Source organism: Streptomyces sp. 5-10, assembly GCF_014712245.1.
In the GTDB taxonomy this organism is placed as follows: Bacteria; Actinomycetota; Actinomycetes; order Streptomycetales; family Streptomycetaceae; genus Streptomyces; species Streptomyces violaceusniger.
In genome coordinates this window covers 94,825-116,287 of the sequence record NZ_JACVYG010000033.1, presented here as the reverse complement: position 1 = coordinate 116,287, position 21,463 = coordinate 94,825, and the positions used below count along the sequence as shown (strand labels likewise).

19 protein-coding genes and 2 pseudogenes are annotated in these 21,463 nt (G+C 70.0%); 10 read left to right on the top strand and 11 right to left on the bottom strand.

Features of this window, described 5'->3' with window-relative positions; translation table 11 throughout:
- From katG to IEJ02_RS30620, 6 genes are all read right to left on the bottom strand, one after another.
- A partial coding sequence (katG, locus tag IEJ02_RS30645) for a catalase/peroxidase HPI (protein WP_191067780.1) occupies positions 1–1,633 on the bottom strand: 1,633 nt, incomplete at its 3' end.
- A 316-nt stretch (positions 1,634–1,949) separates the two neighbouring features.
- Entirely contained in the window at positions 1,950–2,684 is a 735-nt protein-coding gene (locus tag IEJ02_RS30640) for an MIP/aquaporin family protein (protein WP_223864713.1), read from the bottom strand.
- A 1,106-nt stretch (positions 2,685–3,790) separates the two neighbouring features.
- Positions 3,791–3,949 carry a hypothetical protein gene (locus tag IEJ02_RS30635; protein WP_191067779.1) on the bottom strand — a complete coding sequence of 53 codons (159 nt, stop codon included), beginning with the start codon at positions 3,947–3,949 and terminating at the stop codon, positions 3,791–3,793.
- A 73-nt stretch (positions 3,950–4,022) separates the two neighbouring features.
- On the bottom strand, positions 4,023–4,937 hold the full coding sequence (locus tag IEJ02_RS30630) for an MBL fold metallo-hydrolase (RefSeq protein ID WP_191067778.1): 915 nt from the start codon (positions 4,935–4,937) through the stop codon (positions 4,023–4,025).
- A gap of 63 nt (positions 4,938–5,000) precedes the next feature.
- Positions 5,001–6,224, bottom strand: coding sequence for an MFS transporter (locus IEJ02_RS30625; protein WP_275562761.1), 1,224 nt, complete (start codon positions 6,222–6,224; stop codon positions 5,001–5,003).
- A gap of 188 nt (positions 6,225–6,412) precedes the next feature.
- Positions 6,413–6,907 (bottom strand): TetR/AcrR family transcriptional regulator, encoded by a 495-nt coding sequence (locus tag IEJ02_RS30620; RefSeq protein WP_317985965.1) that lies wholly within the window; start codon positions 6,905–6,907, stop codon positions 6,413–6,415.
- 9 nt (positions 6,908–6,916) lie between these two features.
- On the opposite strand from IEJ02_RS30620, the gene IEJ02_RS30615 reads away from it, so the two are divergent.
- The 3 genes and pseudogenes from IEJ02_RS30615 to IEJ02_RS30605 all read left to right on the top strand — a co-directional run bounded on the left by IEJ02_RS30615 (position 6,917) and on the right by IEJ02_RS30605 (position 9,585).
- Positions 6,917–7,489 carry a TetR/AcrR family transcriptional regulator gene (locus tag IEJ02_RS30615; protein ID WP_317985964.1) on the top strand — a complete coding sequence of 191 codons (573 nt, stop codon included), beginning with the start codon at positions 6,917–6,919 and terminating at the stop codon, positions 7,487–7,489.
- Positions 7,490–8,539: 1,050 nt separating this feature from the next.
- Positions 8,540–8,905, top strand: a pseudogene (locus tag IEJ02_RS30610) (zinc-binding dehydrogenase); the annotation flags it as partial.
- Positions 8,906–9,033: 128 nt separating this feature from the next.
- Positions 9,034–9,585 (top strand): hypothetical protein, encoded by a 552-nt coding sequence (locus tag IEJ02_RS30605; RefSeq protein ID WP_191067776.1) that lies wholly within the window; start codon positions 9,034–9,036, stop codon positions 9,583–9,585.
- A 336-nt stretch (positions 9,586–9,921) separates the two neighbouring features.
- On the opposite strand, the gene IEJ02_RS30600 is transcribed toward IEJ02_RS30605, so the two are convergent.
- Positions 9,922–10,947: an Lrp/AsnC family transcriptional regulator gene (locus tag IEJ02_RS30600; RefSeq protein WP_191067775.1), complete on the bottom strand. Its 1,026-nt coding sequence runs from the start codon at positions 10,945–10,947 to the stop codon at positions 9,922–9,924.
- A gap of 148 nt (positions 10,948–11,095) precedes the next feature.
- On the opposite strand from IEJ02_RS30600, the gene IEJ02_RS30595 reads away from it, so the two are divergent.
- The 3 genes from IEJ02_RS30595 to IEJ02_RS30585 are packed head-to-tail and all read left to right on the top strand — an operon-like array spanning position 11,096 to position 15,560.
- Positions 11,096–12,484 carry a type III PLP-dependent enzyme domain-containing protein gene (locus IEJ02_RS30595; RefSeq protein ID WP_275562756.1) on the top strand — a complete coding sequence of 463 codons (1,389 nt, stop codon included), beginning with the start codon at positions 11,096–11,098 and terminating at the stop codon, positions 12,482–12,484.
- A 1-nt stretch (position 12,485) separates the two neighbouring features.
- A complete protein-coding gene (locus IEJ02_RS30590) occupies positions 12,486–13,904 on the top strand; it encodes a Na+/H+ antiporter NhaC family protein (protein ID WP_191067773.1) in 1,419 nt (472 codons plus the stop codon).
- Positions 13,905–13,955: 51 nt separating this feature from the next.
- A complete protein-coding gene (locus IEJ02_RS30585) occupies positions 13,956–15,560 on the top strand; it encodes an N-acyl-D-amino-acid deacylase family protein (protein WP_191067772.1) in 1,605 nt (534 codons plus the stop codon).
- A 239-nt stretch (positions 15,561–15,799) separates the two neighbouring features.
- Here the strand turns inward: IEJ02_RS30585 and IEJ02_RS30580 are convergent, their stop codons facing one another.
- The 3 genes from IEJ02_RS30580 to IEJ02_RS30570 all read right to left on the bottom strand — a co-directional run bounded on the left by IEJ02_RS30580 (position 15,800) and on the right by IEJ02_RS30570 (position 18,577).
- On the bottom strand, positions 15,800–16,888 hold the full coding sequence (locus IEJ02_RS30580) for an acetate--CoA ligase family protein (protein ID WP_191067771.1): 1,089 nt from the start codon (positions 16,886–16,888) through the stop codon (positions 15,800–15,802).
- A gap of 435 nt (positions 16,889–17,323) precedes the next feature.
- Positions 17,324–17,620, bottom strand: coding sequence for a type 2 periplasmic-binding domain-containing protein (locus tag IEJ02_RS30575; RefSeq protein ID WP_191067770.1), 297 nt, complete (start codon positions 17,618–17,620; stop codon positions 17,324–17,326).
- Positions 17,621–17,767: 147 nt separating this feature from the next.
- On the bottom strand, positions 17,768–18,577 hold the full coding sequence (locus IEJ02_RS30570; RefSeq protein ID WP_317985963.1) for a maleylpyruvate isomerase N-terminal domain-containing protein: 810 nt from the start codon (positions 18,575–18,577) through the stop codon (positions 17,768–17,770).
- A 111-nt stretch (positions 18,578–18,688) separates the two neighbouring features.
- Here IEJ02_RS30570 and IEJ02_RS30565 point away from each other — a divergent pair, with 111 nt between their 5' ends.
- From IEJ02_RS30565 to IEJ02_RS50505, 4 genes are all read left to right on the top strand, one after another.
- Positions 18,689–19,195, top strand: coding sequence for a 3'-5' exonuclease (locus IEJ02_RS30565; RefSeq protein ID WP_191067769.1), 507 nt, complete (start codon positions 18,689–18,691; stop codon positions 19,193–19,195).
- Positions 19,196–19,339: 144 nt separating this feature from the next.
- Entirely contained in the window at positions 19,340–20,332 is a 993-nt protein-coding gene (locus IEJ02_RS30560) for an amidohydrolase family protein (protein WP_191067768.1), read from the top strand.
- Positions 20,333–20,431: 99 nt separating this feature from the next.
- Complete coding sequence (locus tag IEJ02_RS50890) at positions 20,432–20,668, top strand: hypothetical protein (protein ID WP_369075657.1); 237 nt, start codon at positions 20,432–20,434, stop codon at positions 20,666–20,668.
- The gene (locus tag IEJ02_RS50505) at positions 20,626–20,931 is read left to right on the top strand and encodes a PaaX family transcriptional regulator C-terminal domain-containing protein (protein WP_223864737.1); all 306 of its coding nucleotides are present in this window, start codon (positions 20,626–20,628) and stop codon (positions 20,929–20,931) included. Before IEJ02_RS50890 ends, IEJ02_RS50505 begins: the two co-directional genes overlap by 43 nt.
- Before the next feature lie 325 nt (positions 20,932–21,256).
- On the opposite strand, the pseudogene IEJ02_RS51455 reads toward IEJ02_RS50505, so the two are convergent.
- Positions 21,257–21,451, bottom strand: a pseudogene (locus IEJ02_RS51455) (IS30 family transposase); the annotation flags it as partial.
- Positions 21,452–21,463 lie beyond the last annotated feature (12 nt).

The following is a 21,463-nucleotide window of genomic DNA, read 5'->3' as shown; positions in this document are numbered from 1 at the left end:
CACCGAGGACGATCAGGTCGGCCAGGGAGACCTTCTTGGCGCCGGAGTTGAACTCGCCCTGGATGGTCTCCAGGGTGCGCAGGACCTGCGCGAGCTCGTCCGGGTTGTTGACCTCCCAGCCGCGCTGCGGCTGAAGGCGGATCCGGGCGCCGTTCGCTCCGCCGCGCTTGTCGCTGCCGCGGAAGGTGGACGCCGAAGCCCACGCGGTGGACACCAGTTGCGCGACGGACAAGCCGGACTCGAGGAGCTTGGTCTTGAGGACCGCGACGTCGGCGGCGTCGATGGCCTCGCCCTCGGCCTCGGGCAGCGGGTCCTGCCACAGCAGGGTCTCCTCCGGGACCTCCGGGCCGAGGTACAGCGACTTCGGGCCCATGTCGCGGTGGGTCAGCTTGTACCAGGCGCGGGCGAAGGCATCCGCGAACTCGGCCGGGTTCTCGTGGAAGCGCTTCGAGATCGGGCCGTAGATCGGGTCGAAGCGCAGCGAGAGGTCCGTCGTGAGCATCGTGGGCAGACGCTTCTTCGACGGGTCGTGCGCGTCGGGGATGATCTCCTGCGCGTCCTTGGCCACCCACTGGTTGGCGCCGGCCGGGGACTGGGTCAGCTCCCACTCGTAGCCGAAGAGGATGTCGAAGAAGTCGTTGCTCCACTGGGTGGGGGTGGTGGTCCAGGTGACCTCCAGACCACTGGTGATCGCGTCACCGCCCTTGCCGGTGCCATAGGTCGACTTCCAGCCCAGGCCCTGCTGCTCCATCGAGGCGGCCTCGGGGTCGTTGCCGACGGCGTCGGCGGGGCCGGCGCCGTGGGTCTTGCCGAAGGTGTGGCCACCGGCGATCAGGGCGACGGTCTCCTCGTCGTTCATCGCCATGCGGCGGAACGTCTCGCGGATGTCGCGGGCCGCGGCGATCGGGTCCGGGTTGCCGTTGGGGCCCTCGGGGTTGACGTAGATCAGACCCATCTGGACGGCGCCGAGCGGGTTCTCCAGCTCACGGTCGCCGGTGTAGCGCTGATCGTCGAGCCAGATGGTCTCGGGACCCCAGTACACGTCCTCGTCGGCCTCCCAGACGTCGGCGCGGCCGCCGCCGAAGCCGAACGTCGTAAAGCCCATCGTCTCCAGGGCGACATTGCCGGTGAGGATGAGGAGGTCGGCCCAGGAGATGGACTGGCCGTACTTCTTCTTGACCGGCCACAGCAGACGGCGGGCCTTGTCGAGGTTGCCGTTGTCCGGCCAGCTGTTCAGAGGGGCGAAGCGCTGCTGACCACGGCCGGCACCGCTGCGGCCGTCGCTGATGCGGTAGGTGCCGGCGCTGTGCCAGGCCATACGGATCATCAGCGGGCCGTAGTTGCCGAAGTCCGCGGGCCACCAGTCCTGCGAGGTGGTCAGCACCTCGGCGATGTCCCGTTTCACGGCCGCCAGGTCGAGGCCGGCGAACGCCTGCGCGTAGTCGAACTCCGCACCGAGCGGGTTGGCGACCACGGGGTCCTTGGCGAGGATCTTCAGGTTGAGCCGTTCCGGCCACCACTGACGGTTGCCGCCACCCTGGGTGGGGTGCGCGGCGCGACCGTGGGCGACCGGGCAGCCGCCCGACTCCTCGGTCTTCGCGTCGGTCACGATGGCATCGTGGTTCTCGGACATGGCAATCCTTCTGGAGAGTGGACCAAAGAGATGGGTCAGGTACGTGCTCACGCATGACGAGAAACGGGCAGAACAGAGCCCGGCAGGTGACCTCGCCCCGCGCTTCGTTGCTCAGTGGCCGTCGCACACCGTCCGGTGACGCAGGCGGAGGACTGTTCTTCACGAGCGTGCCGTGGAGACCGGTGCTCGCTGGTAGAAGCGGCTGGCGGGGACCAGTACTGTCCCTGTCGGTCTTCGCCGTTCCCCCACGCGCCCCGGGCGCGTGGGGGCCTCGAGGGCACCAGCGGAGCGATCTCCGCCCGGAGGTGGTGAGAAGTCAGGTCTGAGCGGGGGCTCCTGTGCCCGGCGCATCGACGTCAGGCACCGCCGTGTCCGGCTCGGCTCGTGGCGTCTCGCGCTCATCAGGGTTCAGCGCGAGAAAAACGAAGCCCGCGAGTGTACCGCCGACACCTTGAGCTATGAGATATACCCACAGCGACGACCAGGAGAACAATCCGGCCACAGAACCGCCCACGGCAACAGCCGGGTTGAAGACCCCTCCTGATGTGCCCCCCACTGCCACCGCACCTGCGAGGACGGTAAAGCCAATGGCCAGGCCGTAGAAGGAATTCTGCGGGTGGTCGCTGCTGGTGGCGACATTGAGAACCACGTAGGCCAGCATGAAGGTCAAAAGTGCTTCCGCTACGAGTGCTGCTCCGATCTGACGCCCCGACAAGGAGACGGCTGTCACCTCGTCCGGATCGACGACCCAGCGACCGATCAGTCCTCCCACTAGTCCGCCCGCCACCTGTGCCACCACGTAAGCCATGGCCTCACCCCCCTTGATGCGGCCTCTCACGAAGACGCCGAGCGTGACCGCCGGGTTGAAGTGAGCACCCGAGACATGGCCTCCGGCGTACACCATCACCATGAGGGACGCGCCAATCGCCAAGGGCGCGAGGGCCGCTTTGGACAGTACTGTCGCGGTGATGGTGAAAACCAGGAATAACGCACCGATGAATTCAGCTAACGGTTTACGCAAAGCTGTCCCTTTCGAGGGTTGAGTGGTCATGGGTTCTCCGGTTCCGCAGCTCACCGACGACACAAAAGGACTTGTGGCGGCCCGCAACGTTGAACCAGCGGTTCCGACCAACACCCTAGGGGGGATTGGCAGATCTCTCATCGGTCGAGCTCTTACGAAACACTGACATCGTTCCCGCCGGGCGGAAGGCCGGCAACGGATCACGTCACAAGAGGCCCAGCAATCGACGAGGAACCGCATCAACTCCCTTCGGCGGTTGCGCCGGTTACGACGGGTCCCGTGCCCAGCCCCCCTGGGACACCGGCACTGGGGCTGTTTCACAGCCCGTCCATGAGATTGTCCAGCTCGTGAACGAGTCTTGATTGATCAATGACGGCAGCCCGCCCCTGCGCCGGGCGAAGCGGTGCTGGAGGTACTTCGGTCGAGGATCGGGAGCGGGCAGCAGGACGACGAGTACCCGGACGAGGACACGGTTCCTCTTGGTGAGGGGTTGCGGCTCGTGGAGCACATCGTCGGAACGGATCCTGGCCGGCGGACGCGCGATGGATGGGTGACCGTTGACAGGGGTTATCGCCGGACCCGCTACCTGCGTCGGCCGATAGCTGACCGGGCATCAGGGCCAATCTTCCGGATCTTGTGGGCTCGCGACGCGTTGATCGCCTGAAGACAGACCCAGTCCTTCGAGGAACCAGCCTGCGCGGGTCGGCGTCCCCCCAGAAGCCAGCAGGATCGACTCCAATGGAGGCTGCCCACGACCGGCACGGCCGCCCGCTATCTCTATGCATGCCCAGCCGCGGGAGACGCGGATTCACTTCGGCCTGGATCTCGTCGACGAAGGAGCGAAGCACACTGTCGTACTTCGCCGATGCGGTCGGCAGGTCGCCCGGGTGTCGGCTGATCTCGCGGGTCAGGTCGCAGGCGCCCACCATCCGCCGGAGCATCGGCGAAGGCACCGACGGATGGACGTTCGACGCCGCCTCGTACTCCATCGAACCCAGGTGAGATGCGTCGCTGACGGCCAGTGCGTGCGGACACACGGTCGGCGTCCCCATGCGCGGCGGTCCGAGTCAGCGGCTCGTCACCGAGGGGGAAGGGCAACCGTGTCGGATCCACCAGCAGCGGGGGACAACTCGGCTTCAGCCATGGAGGAAGTTTCCCGCGCGGGGGCCGCTGCCTGCCAGCGCGGCCAGGCCGGCGCGGAGTCGGGGACCGAACCCGATCAGTGCGATGGCCAGGACCGCACCGAGGCTCGTGCTCAGGTAGGGCACGTGGATATCGAGCACCACCATCACCACGGAGGCCGCTACCACCGCGGCGACGGTCAGCCGTGCGATGAGAACGAACCTCGACGAGATCGCCTGCCGGTGGTCAGCTCATCCCCGTCCCCGGCTCCGGCAGCAGGCGATAGCGGCCCTGTTCGCGCCGGACCAGGCCGGCGGTTGGCTGGGGGAAGTGGGTGCCGAGCAGCAGGTCGTCGGTGTCGGCCAGACGGTTGAGGAGGCGGTGGCGGCTGCTTACGGCCTGCTCGGGGTCGATGTCGACGCAACTGGTCAGGTGGGGGTGGGAGAGTTGCACGGGGTGGTGGATGCTGTCGCCGGTGATCAGGCCCGAGCGGTTGGTGCCGTGCAGCTCCACGGCGATGTGGCCGGGGGTGTGCCCGGCGGCCGGTGCCAGGCGGATACCCGTCGCCACCTGGTGTCCTTCGGCGGGGATGTCGGCGAGGTCGAACTGCCCGTGGTCGTGGACGGGCAGGACGGAGTCGCGGAACATCTGGCGGCGGTTGACGTCCAGGTCGGCGGCGGTCCAGTAGTCCCACTCCGTACGGCTGGTGAGGTAACGGGCGTTGGGAAAGGTCGGCACCCATTGGTCGCCGTCCAGGCGGGTGTTCCAGCCGACGTGGTCGGTGTGCAGGTGCGTGACGATCACCAGGTCCACCGACTCGGGCGCGAATCCTGCAGCCGTGAGGCGCCGCAGGTAGTCGGTGTCAAGGCCGTTCCAGGCGGGGTTGGCGCGTTCCTTGCCGTTGCCGATGCCCGTGTCCACGAGGATCCGCAGGCCATGGGCCTCGACGGCGAAGGTGTGACTGGCGAGGTACGGCACCTCGGCGTCGGCGAAGTGCGGGCGCAGCCATGGCGCCTGGTCGATGACCTCCTTGGTGGCTCCGGGGAGCAGCCAGGGGCCGGTCTGCGGCGGTAGGGCGATCTCGTCGATGCGGTGGACGGTGATCCCGCCGAGGTCCCAGGAGAGCGGGGTGTCGGTGGCGGCGGGGGTGGGCTGGTTCATCGTTGTGTCTTTCGGTGTGCCGTCCGGCTGGTGCGGCGGGGTGCGGGGTGTGTGCGGGCGGGTTCAGCGGGGTGCGGTGTGGTGCCGGGTCAGGAGCGGTATGGCGAGGGCGGCCAGGGCCAGGAGGATGACTGTGGCGCCGTAGAGGGACACGGCGGTGGTGAGGCCGTACCGGTTCGTCAGGACTCCGGCGAGGATCGCCGGGATGCTCATGGCGAGGTAGCTCAGGACGTAGTAGGCCGCGAGGGTCCCCGCGCTCTCGGCGGCTTGTGTCCCGGACAGCAGCCGGCGCAGCGCGCCCTGCGTCACCGACCCGAAGCCCACCCCGGCCAGCACCGTGCCGGCGAACAGCGCGAGCAGGCTGTGCTCGTAGGGGCTGCTGAGGGTGAGCAGGGCACCGGGGACGAGCAGGGCCGAGCCGGCGATGCTCGCCGTGCTCGCCGGCAGTGACCTGGCGGCGAGCACTGCCAGCGCGGCGGCGAGGCTGAGAGTGAAGAACACCAGGCCGCCGACGGCCCGGGGCGTGAGGGGGGCGATCGTACGGGCCAGGGAGGGGCCGAGCGAGGAGTAGAAGCCGCCGAGGGCCCAGGCGGCGATGACGCCGGGGGCGGTGAGCAGCATCGTCCGGCGGGCGGAGGGGGCGATGGCGATGCTGGGGCGCAGCGAGTGCCACGCGCCGGGGTGCGGGTGCGCCGTCTCGGGGGTGAGGGCGACAGCGGCGGCCTGGGCGGTGAACAGTAGGAGCAGGATGAGGTACACGGTGCGGGTGGGCGCGGGTGCGAACTGCACGAGAGCGGTGGACGCCAGAACGCCGGCCGCCATGCCGCTCACCGGGGTGACGCTGTTGGCCAGTGCGGCCCGGCCCGGGCGATGGGGGTGCTCGAAGTCGAGCAGCGCGGCCCCGGCGGCTCCGGATGCCGCGCCGGTGGCCAGGCCCTGGACGACCCGGGCGGTGATGAGGTCGGCCACCCCGTGCGCGGTGGCGAAGATCGCCATGGAGGCGGCCTCGGCAAGCAGCGCTCCGGCCAGTACCGGGCGCCGGCCCAGGTGGTCGGAGAGGGTGCCGGCGGCGAGCAGCGCCACGAGCAGGGCGAGCGCGTAGGCGCTGAACACGACCGTGACCGTGAGCGCCGAGAAGTGCCACTCGGCCTGGTAGAGGGCGTACAGCGGGGTGGGCGCACTCGAGGCGGCCAGGAGGCCGATCAGGACGGAGGCCTGGAGCGCGAACGATCCTCCGCGACGCAGCAGAGCGCGGGGGCGGGACGGGGTGGCGGTGGCAACGGACACGGACGCCTCCAAGCACTTAAAGCAACATCTTTGCGATAAGACTTTAGCGCCCCTCGGGCTATTAACGCAAAAGCTTAGCTTTTGTGTTCGCGGCGGGCGTGCCCGGACGGCCGTCGCCGGTGCACGCCGCCCACGCGCCACGCGCCGACGCACGGGCAGTGGGGGACCGGCCGCACGCCGCTGGACGCTCAGGACGGGTCGAGCGCGGCCGCCACCAGGCGGTTGACGTACTCCGTCGACAGGCCGTCGGGACGGAAGAGGATGCGGTACATCACCGGCGCCACCACGCGGTCCAGCAGACTCTCCACGTCCGGCACCGCCTCTCCGCGCCCGGCGGCGCGCACCCCGATGGCCTTCAGCTGCTCGACCGCGTAGTCGGAGCAGCGGGCGGCGCCGCCGCCCGCCGGATCACCGGCCAGCGCATCGCGAATGTAGACCACGCCCACCTGCGAGGACATCTCCTCCAAGAACTGCTCCGCCCACGCCTGAAGGTCCGCCCGAAGACTGCCGTGGTCGGCCGGGGGCTCCTCGGGGCGCAGTCGCTGCACCGCCACGTCGGCCAGCAGCGCCTGCAGGTCACCCCAGCGCCGGTAGATCGTCGAGGGAGTGACCCCGGCGCGGGCGGCGATCAGGGGCACGGTCAGCCCGGCCCGGCCGACGCCCGCGTACGCGCCGCCGTGCACCGGGCTGTCGTGGACTTGGTGCAGGAAGTCGGGACCGAGAAGGTGACCATCCCCGCGGTGGCGCGCCGCGCCGGCGTCAATCCCAGTTCCGTCTACCGGCGTTGGGGGACGACCTCCGCGCTCCTGGCGGACGTGGCCGCCCAGCGCCAGGACGAGGGGGCGCCGGAACTGCTCGGGGATCTGCGCAAGGACCTCGAACGAGCCGCTCTGTGGACGCTCGCCGACCTGTCCCGGCCGGGAGGCGTGGCGTTCTTCCGCGCCGAAGTAGCTCCGGACGTTGACGAGCGCCGAGCCGGACTGCGCGAGTGCCTGGAGCGGGTCAGCACCCGGTTCCACGCCGCCCTCAAAGCCGCGGCCCAGCGGGGCGAGGCGACACCCCCACTGGAACGGGTACTGGACCACGTGGTCGCACCCCTCTACTTCCGCGTGGTGTTCTCGATCCCGGAAACCGACGAGGACTACGCACGCGGCCTCGTCACCGACCTGTACGACTCCGCACACGCCACCCCGCAACCACCGCGCTCGCACCCCGACCCGGCCCCGCCCTCGGACGCAAACGCGACGCAGCCCACCCACACGTAGCAGAAGCAACGCCCGAACCCCGCCCCGCTATCACGGGGGATGGAACGGGCGGGGTGGAGACTGGTAAGGAGCGTGATGTCGGTGTGGTCGAAGTCGTCCCGTAGCCGCCCTGCGTCTTTGGCGCGCTGCACCAGCTGGGCGAGGTCGTTCTCGACGCGGGTACGTACGCGCTCGTAGTCGAGGCGTCGGGGAACCTGGCAAGGAACGCGGCCGTGAAGCCGCCCCAGCTTCTCGCGGACCTGTCCGCGCAGCCGGTCGTGGAACTCCCTGACCAGGCCATGGTCACGCCAGCGACGGAAGAACGCACAGACCCGGCCCTACGGCGGGAAGTCGGTGGGCATCGCCCGCCGTGGTGAGGACGTACCGGGAGAGAAACCACGGCCGAGCGGCAGGTCGACGTGCGACGTCGGCTGGCCAGGCGTGATCTGCCGTCGAACGAGCGGCGGTCGCGTCCGGCTCTTGCGGCCGCTGTCCGAGGTGCCGGCAGCGGTGGACGTGGCTTCCTCGATGCGGTCGGGCCGTTCGTACGGGGTGCACAAGCCGGGCGCGGTTCTGAAGGCAGCGCACGGTGTCCTGCAGCAGAGCCGACAGCCGTCACTCCGTTCCCAGGACGACTTGGGCGAGGGCCCGACGGCTGCTGTCAGCGGGGCGGCTGGGCGCCGCATGACCGGCCCTGGATCTCATCCCCTACGTGGAGAAGGACGTGCCAGGGCGAGGCAGCCGTCCTCGAGGGCGGGCTCGGCCGGGCGTGCGCCTGCGGTGGGCGCTCCTCAGCGATGATCCGGCAGGTGATGTGGTCGCCTCGATGCTGGAGGTCGAAATGGCGCGGGCGGTGGCGGGGTGTGGCGCGGTAGGTCGAGCAGCCAGGTCCGGCCATGGGCAGCGGTGAGCAGGCTCACGGTGTCGCCGGTGTGCGGAATCCGCCCGCCCGCCAGCCGGGGGCAGGTCGAGGCGATGCCCTCGGCGATGTGTGTGGACAGCAGCACGGTGCGGTCCTGGGCCAGGAGGTGATCGACGACACGGCGGTCGTTTTCACCGAAGTNGGGCCAGGAGGTGATCGACGACACGGCGGTCGTTTTCACCGAAGTGGTCCGCGACATCGACGTCGTGCTCGACACGATCGGGGGCGAAACCGTCGAACGGTGGCTCGAAGTGCTCCGCCCAGGAGGTCACCTGGTGACGGCGGTCGCCGAGGAGGATTCCGAGCTCATCGCCACCTACGAGGTGGCCGGCATGTGCTTTAGCGGCATCGCGGTCGACCCCGATCCGGTCGCCCTGCGAGGTCTCGGCGAACTCGTCGAACAGGGCAGGGTCCGGGCCCACGTGCAGGGGACGTTCCCATTCGAGTGCCTCGCCGACGCGCACCGACTGCTCGACAGCGGTCACTTCCAGGGCAAGCTCGTCCTCACCATCTGATCCCGTCGTGGGGCCTCGCGTGAGCAAGGCCCCACGGATGAACGGCTGGTGAGTTCCCGCTGTCCTGAACATCGAGCGGGCGATCCGCCCCCTCGGAACGTTTCTACGCTGTGAGGGATTGACAACTCTTGCCGGATCGCCACAGGCTCCTGCACCGGATGCGGCCGAACCTGCCGTTGGATCCGACCGCCGCACAACACGAGGCATGGGTCGAGCTGGTCAGCCTGCTCCGGGACGACGACTTCCGCCTGGCCGTCCGCTCGTTCTTCCATGACGCGTTCAGCGGCGCCCGGTCGTACGAGGTCACGGCGCCGTCGATGCTGGAGCGCATCGAGAGGCTGCGGCGGGTGCAGTTGGAGGCGATGGCGGCACGGCGGTCCGGTCTGCCGGCGGATGGTGCTGGGGCTCGGGACATCGCCCGCCGGGTGGTGGCGTCAATGGCCGACGTCGTCGGGCAGGAGTACACAGGCGAGCTTCGACGGCGGATCGCGACCACCGTCCCGGGCAGGACCGGCGCCACCGCGGGGTTCGCGGGCGGGTTCACCGGTGTGCTCGGCCGCTACCACGAGCTGATCGCGACGATCAACAAGACACCGCTGTTGGAGTCGGCCGATCTCGCGGCACACCAGGCGTGGCTCGCCACCGCCGCCACGGCGGGCACCCGCTGCGACACCGAATAACAGCAGCTGCCCGGTGCGAGCCGTCGGCAGTGCCCCAGGGGAGAACCACGAAGCCATGACGCGGCAAGTGCTCGCCGGGTCCCGCCCCAAGCAGGCGGTGCTGAAAGGAACGGGGAGGACTGGGGCCCTGTCGGTGACGGCCTGACCGAAGCGGCGCGTGGGGTCCGCCGTGCGGGGCCGTGGATGAGCCGGGCTGGCGCCGAGCGCCGTCCGGATGACGTACGCGACATCTCCCGAGGTCTACGCGCCACCGATGCACCCGCACCGAACTGACTCACCAGAACCAGGCCCTTGTTTGAATCCCACCGACCACACGGACGGATAGAGACCAGCCAGTCAGACGCCCAGGAACACCTCCACATTGGGCGGCACATGCCCGACGCTGCGGCCCTCGCTGTCGAGCAGTCGGCCCATCTGTTTCACGGTGTGCAGGCAGGCGGCCCGGTCCACGATGCACAGATGTCGCGAGCGTTCAGTGAGCGTTGCCTCCAGCTGCGGCAGATCTCCGAGCGACCGTAGCCAGACCATCATCAGGAGATTCCGCTCTCCCGTGAGGGCGCAGCACAGGCGTACGTCAGGGAGAGTGGTGAGCGACCGCGCCGTGGCCTCCAGGTGCTGCGATGCCACGCTCGCCCACAGGACGGCCGAGTCGGGCCAGCCCGACAGGGACTGAGCCATCTCGCAACGCAGCCGGAGCAACCGGTGGGCGAGCAGGCGCTTGACGCGGCGGCGCGCGGTGGGCTCGCTGATCCCGGCGCGGTCGGCGAGCTCGGCGTAGGACATGCGGCCGTCCTCGTGCAGCAGGCGGTACAGCTCCCGGTCCACTGTGTCCACCCGCGCACCGCCTACCGTCGCGGACGGTGCACTGGCCGGTTCCAGCACGCGTTGCTGCGACCGTTCGAGGCTGCGCAGCCGCCACCGGCTCGGCTCGCTGTAGCCCACGGTCCGCATCTGCGCTCGGTATGCCCGGACACCGGGCAGCCGTCCCACCGTGCCGCGCAGGTACGCCGATACCTCTGCGGGTGTGCGCAACGCCGCCACGGCCAGCAGGTCGTATGGGCCTGTGAGGTGGTGGACGTAGCGCACCTGGGGCTCGGCACTCAACGCGGTGGCCGTGTCGTCCAGCCGGTCGGGAATGCACTCGATCTCGATGTAGGCCATGCAGAATTCGCTGTGCAGGGCCGGGCCGACCACGCAGGTGACCCACGCCAGCCCCGCTTCGTTCAGCTGTTCCCAACGGCGCGCCACCGTCACCGGATCGAGCGCGAGGGCCCGGCCCAACTGGGCCCAGGAGGCGCGCGGACTGAGCTGGAGCGCGTTGATCAGCTCCAGGTCCTTCTCATCGACGGAATCGTGCGGCATGCCCCTGCTTATCACAGGGTGCGACTCAGTGGATAACCCTGTTCATCGGATGGTCGTGACGGAATCCTGCGTATCGTCGGCCGTTCTGCGCGGCCTGACGATTCTGGTGGCCCGAACACGCTCAGTGTCATTAAGGAGGTCCCAGATCGTGAGGGTTGCGAGAGTCGACCAGGACGGTGGAGGCGGCCGGCAGCGGCGCGACCGGGTCGTACGCGAGGCGGTGCGGTCCGGTCTGATCGGCTCCGCCCATGTGGTGGCGGGGTTCGTCGACGCCGACGGGATCCAGGAGTCCGTGCGCGACCTGCGCCGGGCCTTCGGCGACGCGCCGGTACTGCACACGTTCGCTGCCAAGGCCGCGTCGCTGGTCCCCGTGCTGCGGCTGCTCGCCCGGTCCGGCATGGGGTGCGAGGTCGCCAGCCCGGGCGAGCTGGCCCAGGCCGTCGCTGCCGGCTTCCCGCCGGACCGCATCGTGCTCGACTCACCGGCGAAGACCCGCGCCGAACTGGCCCACGCGCTCGCCCTGGGGGTGTCGGTGAACGCCGATAACTTCGCCGAGCTTGACCGCATAGGCGAACTGCTCGCTGCGAAGATGAGTACCTCGGTGCTTGGCCTGCGGATCAACCCGCAGGTCGGCGCCGGAGCCATCGACGCGATGAGCACCGCCTCGCTCAGCTCGAAGTTCGGCGTGCCACTGCGGGACCTGGGGGCACGGCAGCGCATCCTCAAGGCGTTCGCCGAGCGGCCCTGGCTCACCCGGCTGCATGTGCACGTCGGTTCGCAGGGCTGCTCCCTGGAACTCATCGGCGAAGGTGTGCGCGCCGCCTTTGCACTCGCCGAGGAGATCAACACGGTGGCGGGACGGCAGCAGGTCACCAGTCTGGACATCGGCGGCGGCCTGCCGGTCAACTTCGACGACGACGAGATCCGCCCGACGTACGCGGACTACGTCCGGCAGCTGCGCGCCGCCGTTCCCGAACTCCTGAGTGGACGCTACGGCTTGGTTACCGAGTTCGGCCGTTCGCTGGTCGCCAAGAACGGCTTCACGGCCGCGGTCGTGGAGTACACCAAGGACACCGGAGGCCGCCGCATCGCGCTGACGCATGCGGGCGCGCACATCGCCACCCGTACCGTCTTCATGCCGGAGGCGTGGCCGCTGCGGATCGCCGTGTACGACTCCGACGGCAGGCCCAAGCACGCTCCCGAGTGCGTGCAGGATGTCGCGGGCCCGTGCTGCTTCGCCGGGGACCTCGTCGCCCGCGGGCGCACGCTGCCCGAGCTGGCGCCCGGTGATGTCGTGGTGCTGCTGGACACCGGCGGCTACTACTTCTCCACGCCCTGGTCGTACAACAGCCTCGCCCGTCCCGCCGTACACGGCTTCACCACACGCGGACCAGAGATACGGTTCGCCACGGTCCGCCGGGAGCAGACCCTCGCCGAGATCCTGGCCGAAAGCGGCGCCAGCCAGGCAGACGCACTCCTCTTCCGGAACGCGGACAGCACCGCGGCCCACGCACGCCTCGTGCAGACAGGAGCCTGACGTGGCACTGACCGAAGCGCCCGCGACGCCCGTCCGCCGTATGCCCGCGGCCAAGGCAGCCGCACCCTACGCCATCGCCGGCGCGGGACTGATCGGCGCACTGATACTCGGCTTCGTCGTCCACGCGCCGACGATCTGGGGCCTGCTCCCGATCATCATGTACGCCGTGCTCTCGCTGTGCGGAATGAACCTTCTGCTGGCCACCGTGGTCTCCCTGCTGGCCGCGATCCTCCTTGTCCACCGCCCACCCACCGACGTCGGCACCCTCCTTGGCACCTCGCTCGGCGACACCGTCACCCTCATCGGCCTCATCTGCCTGCTCGGCGCCGGCCTGGGCGAGGTGCTGCGGCAGACCGGCGCGGCCGGCATCCTGGTCCGGGGCATCCTGCGCATGGCCCGCCGGGAAAGCCAGCTCGCGATATGCCTCAGCGTGATGATGTCCTGTCTGGTCCTCACGTTCGCCCTGGGGACCCTTGCGGGAGCGTTGGCGATCGTGGCTCCGATCGTCATCCCCGTCACGGCCCGCGCGGGCCTCACCCGCTCCACGACCGCGACCGTCATGTTCCTCGGCGGCTGCGCGGGACTGGCCCTGGCCCCCTTCGCCGGATCCAACATCGCCATCCTCGACGCCTCCGGCCTGGACTACGGCACGTATGTCCTCGTCGGCGCGGGCCCGCTCACCGTCCTGTCCCTGGCGCTCGCGCTCCTCGTCGTCCCACGCGTCCAGCGCCGCTCCGCAGCCAGCGGCGACGACTTCTACGCGGACATCGACACAGGCGCGGGCGACCAGCCCTCCGAGGCCCGTGGTGTGCGCGCCACCTGGGCGTTCTCGGTGGTGCTCGTATTTTCCGTCGGGTATGCCACCGTCAGCGCGTCCGGTACGGCATTCCCGCTGCTGGCCCTGCCGGCCATGGCCGCGCTCACCGCCGCCGCGGGCGGCCTGTCCGTCAAGGACACCATCGACGCGTTCTGCCGGGGCGCGGCACGCATGGTCGAGACGTTCCTGCTGTTCTGGATGCTCGCCGCGTTCTTCCTGACGGTCAACGAACTCAAGCCCTACGACGTTCTCCTGCACCGCTTCGGCCCCCAGCTGCACGGCCTTGCCCCGCTGCCCTTCGCGATCGCGGTGGCGCTCCTGGGCTGGCTCGGCGTCCCGGGAGCGACGGCCGCGCACGTGGTGTTGCTCAACAAGGTCTTCGGGCCGCTCGGTACCAGCATCGGCCTCACACCCACCGCCTGGGCGGTGACCTATCTGTGGGGATCGAAGGCCGATACCTACGGCCCCTACCCCAACCCGAACATGATGGCCGCTCTTGGCTTCGCCGAAGGTACCCGGCTCAGGACCCTGCTCTCGGTGGGTTGGACGCTCCTCGTCCCAGCAGCGGTCATGTACGCCCTCATCCTTGCGCTGCTCCTCTGAGTGACCGCGTATCCGGGCACCGCACCGAATCCCCCCTGAGAAGGAAGAAAATTGTACGAGTACGACGTACTCGCCGTCGGCGGCACCGTCATCGACGGCACCGGCGGCCCCGCCCGACGGGCCGATGTCGGCATCCGCGGCGACCGGATCGTCTTCCTGGGCCGGGCCACCCCCCACGCCAGCGCGCGGGAGGTGCTTGACTGCGCCGGCCACGTCGTCGTGCCCGGCTTCATCGACTTGCACTCGCACGCCGACTTCACCGTGCGGGACGTGCCCAGCGCCGAAGCGTGCATCAGACAGGGCGTGACCACCATCGTCACGGGCAACTGCGGCAGTTCCCCCTTCCCCGTCGTCCCGGAGCGACGCCACGCGGTGGACACCACGCTCGCCCGCACCGGCAGCGGCGACATGCCTTGGGAAGACTTCGACGGCTTCGCACGCGCGGTCGAGGAGGCCGAACCCTGCGTCAACCTCGCCGCCCTGGTCGGCCACTCGGCCCTCCGCGTCGCCGCGGTCGGCACCGAACTGCGCCCCGCGACAGCCAACGAAACCGTCCTCATGCGGGGGCTCCTCGCCCGGGCTGCCGGACAGGGAGTGTTCGGTCTGTCCACTGGGCTCATCTATGCTCCCGGGTCGTTCGCCGCAACCGACGAGGTGGTGGCGCTGGCGACCGAGGCGCAACGGGCCGGGCTGCTCTACAGCACCCATATACGCGATGAGGGCGACCATCTCCTCGAGGCCGTGACCGAAGCGCTGGACACCGCCCGGCACAGCGGCGTGCGCCTCCAGATCTCCCACCTCAAGGCGATGGGCCCCGCCAACCACGGCAAGGTGCACAAAGCGCTGGCTCTCATCGACTCCGCCGTCGAGGAAGGACTGGATGTGGCGTGCGACGTCTACCCCTACGCCGCGTCCTCCACCCGGCTCACTTCTCGACTTCCCGACTGGGCGCTGGACGGCGGCCTCGACGCGCTCCTCGCCCGACTGAACAACCCGAAGACCCGCGAGGCGATCGCCGCAGAACTCCGCGCGAAGACCGGACACACCTTCCTTCCCGAAGGCACCGTCATCGCCGCGCTGCCGCCGGGCCGCTACTCCTCTTGGGTGGGAAGCACCGTCCAGGACATCGCCGCCGCCACCGGCCGCGACCCGGCCGAGGCATCCCTCGACGTGCTGCATGCCCACCAGGCTCAGGTCTGGATCATCAACCACGCGATGTCCGAGGCGGACGTGGAGACAGTGCTGCGCCATCCCCTGAGCGCAGTGGTCAGCGACGGCTGGGAACTGGACACGGCCACCGACGACCACCCCCACCCCCGTCACTTCGGCGCGTTCGCCAGGGTCCTGGCCCGCTACACCCGCGACCGCGAGGTCCTCACCTTCCAGGAGGCCGTCCGTAAGATGAGCGCACTGCCCGCGGCCCGCCTCGGCCTCACAGACCGGGGCACCCTGAGCGAAGGCATGGTCGCCGACCTCGCCGTCTTCGATGCCGAGACAGTCAGCGACACCGCCACATACGACGCACCGCTCTCCTACGCCGAGGGCACCCGCCACGTCCTCGTCAATGGCCGCCCCGTATTGCGCGACGGCGCCTTCACCACGCACCGTCCCGGCACGGTGCTCCGCAAGACGGCCGCGCGATCGCTCTCCCACTGACTGGGCGGCATGCTGCGCCCCAGCGGCGTCCGCCAGGAGGGTCCGCAGCGGCAGTACTCCGTCCCACCGGCTGCGTCCCCCCGGCCTGCTTCTGCGCGGTGCGGCCTGCTTCCTTGCCCGAGGGCCGCACCCGGAGCACACCGAAGCGCGAGGTCATTTTGCCCATGCTGCCCTGCCCTCAGGTGCCCTCCTCGAACACCGCGGCCTCAGCAACGAGGCTGCGCAGCGAGCGGGGCGTTTCACGGTATCGGGGGCAGGATCGGCGGTCCAAGGCCGTAGGAGGCGATCTTCTTCGCCCGCTCCACGACGGCCTCGGCGCCGTCGGCCGTACCGGAGATGGTGTTGTCCCCGGGGAGCGTCGCGGGGGAAGGACGAGTGCCGGGGGGGACAGTGAAGTGGTCCGCTCGCAGGCGGTCGCGGGCCGCGGCGTCCTCCACGAGCGCGCGCACCATGACCGAGCCGGAGGCGGGCGTGGCAGCGCACGGGATGCCGGCCTCGCCGAGCCCCCGGCGGGCCTGCCGCGCCTGTTCCACGGGCCCGCCGACGACGGCGACGAGCGGGATGGAGGTGCGGGCAGCGGCAAGCACGCCCGGCAAGTCCACGGCGGTGGGCTCCAACAGCCCGTACACGGCGGTGACGTCGACACCGCGATCCTCCGAGACCCGCTCGACGACGTCCACCAGTGCGGGCGAGGGACGACCGGTGTCGACGGGGTTGTTCAAGAACGTCAGGGCAGGCAGTAGCTCTCGCGGCTCCTTCACCGTCCGTTCGACCGGCGCCGGGACCGCCACGCCGTGGGAGCGCAGGCTGTCGGTGAGCAGCAGCCCGGGGCCGGCCTGCGCGGTGACCAGGCCGACGCCTGGGCGCGCGTTGCTGGGGAGGCGTACCCGGCTGAGCGTGGTGACGGCGTCCACGAGGTCGCGTTCGTCGTCCACGAGGACCGCGCCGGCCTGGCCCAGTGCCGCCCGCGTCACACGCCGGGAAGTGGCCAGAGCGCCGGTGTGCGAGCGGGCGAAGTCGCCGATGTCGCTGCGGCCGACGACCAGGGCCACGGCGGGGACCCGGTCGGTGAGACGGCGTACGGCCTCGGTCAGGCGGCGGCCTTCCGCGGCGGTCTCCACGTGCAGGGCGACGGCCCGTACGCCGTCGTCCGCCACAAGGTGGTCCAGTACGTCGGCCTGGGTGACGTCGATGCTGTTGCCGAGCCCCACTCCGAGTCGCAGGCCGAGGCCGGCTTCGGCCAGGGCGAAGGCGAGCACGTGGTTGACCCCGCCGCTGGCGGCCACGACCGCCACCGGGCCCGGCGCCAGCTCCGCGGCGCCCGGCACGAAACTGGCCGTGAGCTGCTGGTTGGGGGGCGAGGAAGCCGGACGTGTTCGGGCCCAGGACGCGGATTCTGGTGTCCCGCACCACCTCGGCCAACGCCTGTTGGTGCATCGCACCATCGCCACCGGCTTCGGCAAATCCGCCGGCGCAGACGAGGGCGGCGCGGGCCCCGGCGGCCGCTCGCCTCGCGCAGGGCGTTCGCGGTCACGACGGCCGGGATGCAGGAGATGACCAGGTCCGGTGGTGTGCCGTGGGCTTCGGTGGCCGCCGCGACGGTCGGGAAGTAGCCACGGTCGGGGTCCGGCCGGCGTCTACCTTCATCACCGGCCCGGGGAAGGACGCCAGGGAGGCGGTCATGGCCGCGTCGAGCTCGCCGGGCGTGGCCGAGGCGCCGAGCACGGCTACGGAACGGGGTGCGAACAGCGGCTCCAGATTCGTCACTTGGTGCCCCCGCTGGTGTCTCCGACGAGGTCTGCGCGACCGGACAGCAGGAGCGTGGTCGCGCCGTCGTCGTCGTATTCCACGATGACCGCAGCGGGCAGGCCGTGCGCGAGCCGGGCCTCCTCCGCGACCAGCACGCGGGTCAGCGGCGTACCGCCGCGTACGCCGACAAGCGGGGCGCCCGCCTGCGCGGTCTCCCGGACCTGGCCGAGGGCGAGCGGCAGGCCCTGTTCGGTGTCCGGGGCGTCGATCCAGACACCCGCGCAGGACGACTCGCCGCTGCAGGGGACCATGGGGATGTCGGTACCGTCGGACCCGGTCAGGTGGCTGTCGCCGACCGTGACGCGTCGTGAGGGAAGCCGGAACGGCCCGCCGCTGAAAGGCGACTCCAGGGGCCCGGCCCCATGATGTCGGCGCCACCATCCGTCGACGCGGTCCACCTACAGGGCGTCACGTACGGCGAGTTTGCCGCGCGGGATGCTGCGGGTGAGGAAGTGGAAGGCGAACTGCGTGGGGTCGTCGAACGAGCGGACGTAACGGCCGAAATGCTCCCACCACGACAGGCTGGGCCGAGCCGAGTTCTGGATCTTCTCGACCTTGGGGCGGCGGTGCTCCTCGTAGAGCCGGAGTGCTTCCGGCACGCCGTCCGGCGTCTCCTGCGGGGCCTCGGCCGGCGCGACCGCGTCCTCCATGGCCATCTTGGTGCCGGACCCGACGGAGAAGTGCGCGGTGTGCGCGGCGTCGCCCAGCAGCACCCACTTCCCGCTTGCCCATTCCGCCGACGCGTTCTCGTGCGCCGTGCACCCGGACCTCGATGTCGTCCCAGTGCCGGCCGTGCTTCTCCAGCGCCTCGCTGAGCACGGGGTCTGCGGCGTCGATGGCGCCGAGTGCGGCGTCGGAGAAGACCACTCCGAAGCCGAAGGTGCCGTCGGGGCGGTTGCGTTCGAGGACCACGACCTCAGCGTCGGGCCGGCTCGGCCGTCCGCCGCGAGCAATTCGGCGCGCAGGTCCTCGGGGCGGCGCCGGGCATCCTCCTCGATCTCCCGTGCACGCTGGTCGGCACTCGCGTACATGGAGGTCTCGACACCCGTGCGCGCCCAGTTCAGCAGGTTGACGAGCGCGTCGGCGTCGCGGGCGACATGGGCGACGAGGTGGGCCCGGCTCCAGCCCGGCAGGGCCGAGGGCCGGGCGAATCCCACGTCGGTCATCCAGTGCACGGCGGCCTCGAAGGCCGCCGTGCCCTTGGTCACCCACTCCAGCGTTTCAGTAAGCCTTCGGCCCCCATCGTCACAAGATCCTCGACAGAGCCGAATCGGCTGACCGTCGACAGGGCCGCGCTGTTCAGTGCTGCGGTCACGGTGGTGAGCCTGGTTTCGGAGGACGACGACTCGGCGGAGATCGCCATGCGGAACGCGCTGGCGCTGCGCTACAACACCGCGGTCCGCGCGCTGCGGCGCCCGGCATCCTGGCCGCGCGAGCGCGAGCAGGTCGCCCGCTGGGCCGGCAGCCTGCTCGCCGACGAGACGCTGACCGCCGTCGATGTGGAGACGACGGGGTTGGAGAACGCGTACGCGGTGCAGATCGCCGCCGTCGACCGCCACGGCGGCGTGATCTTCAACGAGTACGCGCAGCCGAACGCCGTCCTCGAGCCTGAGGCGATCGCGGTGCACGGCGTCATGCCGGAGCGGGTCGCGTCGGCCCCGACCTTCGCCGAGCTGCTGCCCGTGCTCACCGAGCTGTTCGACGGGCGGACGGTGGTGGCCTACTGGGCGGCGCCGCCGAAGGGGCGGTGGGGGACCGGCGCCGTACGCCCGCTGGCCCGGCCCGGCCGGCAAGGGGTGTGGGGGATCTCGCGGGCTGAACTGTAGGGCGCCTTGTCGCTCCGTTGTCGCTTGAACGGAGGAGCATGTGAAGCGGGTCAAAGGTGCTGACGCTTCTAATGGGTTTCGGTGTGGGGCCCACGGCGACCGCGGATTCTTCCGCACGACTTCCCTCAAGAAAGGCACGTCTCCATGCTCGGCAAGATTGCTCTCGAGGAGCACTACGAGTCGCCGGACTTCCCCGCCACGGGAAGCCACGACTTCACTGCCAAGGACTACTTCGCCGATGTCCAGCGTCGGCTGCGGGAGGTCGACCAGCGCGTTGAGGACATGGACCGCAATGGTATTGGCATCGACATCCTGTCGCTGACCCAGCCTGGTATCGAAGGCCTCACCGACACTCAGCAGGCCGTTGACCTGGCCCGCCGGATGAACGACCACGCCGCCGAGCAGCTCGTGGTCCGGCACCCCGAGCGGCTGCGCGCCTTCGCCGCCGTGCCACTGCAGGACCCGCAGCAGGCCGCCAACGAACTCGAGCGCGCAGTCCGGGACCTGGGCTTCGTCGGTGCCCTGATCAACGGCTATAGCAACATCGGGGACGAGAACACGGCCCAGTATCTTGACGAGCCCCAGGTCGAACCCTTCTGGGCGAAGGTCGAGGAGCTCAATGTTCCCGTCTACCTGCACCCGCGCATCCCGCTCCCCAACCAACAGCGCATCTACCAGGGGTACGAGGGTCTTCTCGGTTCCGCCTGGGGCTTCGGGGTCGAAACAGCCACCCACGCGGTGCGGCTCATCCTCAGCGGGCTCTTCGACCGCCACCCGAATGTGAACGTCATTCTCGGTCACCTCGGTGAAGCGCTGCCCTTCACCCTCCCCCGGCTCGAGCATAGGCTGCGCCATCAGCGCCGCGAGACCCACGGTGCGCACGAGAAGCCGCCGATGCACTACCTGCTCAACAACTTCTACCTCACCACCAGCGGGGTCTTCCGCACTCAGGCCCTGATCAACACCCTCACGGAGGTCGGCTCCAACCGCATCCTGTTCTCCGTCGACTACCCCTACGAGTCCATGGACGAGATCTCACCCTGGTTCGACACCTGCCCGATCAGCGACAACGACCGGGAGAAGATCGGCCGGACAAACTCCGAGAGGCTCTTCGGCCTCAACCAGGCAGCCGCCTGACGCGTGTGAACTTTTCCTTCGCTCGCGACGGGAGTTGCTGGAGGAGGGGCGGAACCGGATCTTCAACCGCGCGCGGGACCGTGGGACGGCCACTGGCACATGGTCGTCTATTCAGTCCCCGAGACCGAGCGGGCGCTGCGGGAGCAGCTACGCAAGAAGCTTGCCTGGTTCGGCTTCGGTCCCTTGTCCTCGGCTGCGTGGCTCAGCCCGCACAACCGCACCGGCGAGGTTCGTGCGGCCTTCGCGGATTATCCGGCCGTACGGCTCGACACCTTCCGGTCGCGTTCGGGGGGCTGGAGGCCGACCGCGACATCGCCAGCCGCGCCCGAGACCTGAAGGAGCTGGACCAGGACTGCGCCGAGCTGCTGGAGGTCTACCGGCCGCGACTCACCCGCTACCGGGCCGGCGAGTACATCGGCATATCGACGCTGGTGGAGCGCATGCGATTGGTCCATGACTATCGCCTCTTCCCCTTCCACGACCCCGACCTGCCCCCGGAGCTGCTGCCCGCCGGCTGGCACGGGCGCCGGCCCACGAGATCTTCCTCGACGCGTCCGGATCCCGCCATGGCCCCGTCTTCGTGCCTGTCGTCCTCCTGAGGCTCGGCGGGACAACGGCGGAGGCGTTCGCGGCTGTCGTCGTCCCCCTCACGCCCCTCGCGTGGCAGGTCGGTACCACACAGTGGACCGTCGCCGACTGGAGTTCCTGGAGCAGCCTGTCGGCTTCCTCTGTGAAGGTGACCCGCCCTTTGCGTGCACAGGACGTGTCCGGCCCGTATCGCCGCGGCCTGTTCATCTTCGGCCAAGCTGCCAGCTGGGAAGCGCGCCTGACTCCGCGAGATGCCCCGCCCGGTGGGCCGACGGGCGATCTTCGGGCGGCGCATGGGCCGCCCGGCCCGCAGCCGCTGGGTGAGGCTGCGGCCGATCGCCTGACGCCGGTCACATGCCGTGGTGATCGCTGCTGCGGGGTGGGACGGACGCCGCCGCTCTGGTACAGGAACCGGCGGACGTGCTGCATCGGCGCCCCGAGCGCCCGCCCGATCAAGCTGAACGACTGCCCCTCGCGCCAGCGTCTCCAGATCTCATCCTGCTGAGCTGGCGAAAACCCGTAGTCACGCACCTGTGCCTCCAC

What these genes read in the sequence shown, in the direction of transcription:
- IEJ02_RS30600 (WP_191067775.1), bottom strand. Translation starts at nt 10,947, where the DNA reads ATGCCGCACGATTCCGTCGATGAGAAGGACCTGGAGCTGATCAACGCG.
- IEJ02_RS30640 (WP_223864713.1), bottom strand. Translation starts at nt 2,684, where the DNA reads ATGACCACTCAACCCTCGAAAGGGACAGCTTTGCGTAAACCGTTAGCT.
- IEJ02_RS50890 (WP_369075657.1), top strand. Translation starts at nt 20,432, where the DNA reads ATGGTCGTCTATTCAGTCCCCGAGACCGAGCGGGCGCTGCGGGAGCAG.
- IEJ02_RS30560 (WP_191067768.1), top strand. Translation starts at nt 19,340, where the DNA reads ATGCTCGGCAAGATTGCTCTCGAGGAGCACTACGAGTCGCCGGACTTC.
- IEJ02_RS30630 (WP_191067778.1), bottom strand. Translation starts at nt 4,937, where the DNA reads ATGAACCAGCCCACCCCCGCCGCCACCGACACCCCGCTCTCCTGGGAC.
- IEJ02_RS30575 (WP_191067770.1), bottom strand. Translation starts at nt 17,620, where the DNA reads ATGGTCCCCTGCAGCGGCGAGTCGTCCTGCGCGGGTGTCTGGATCGAC.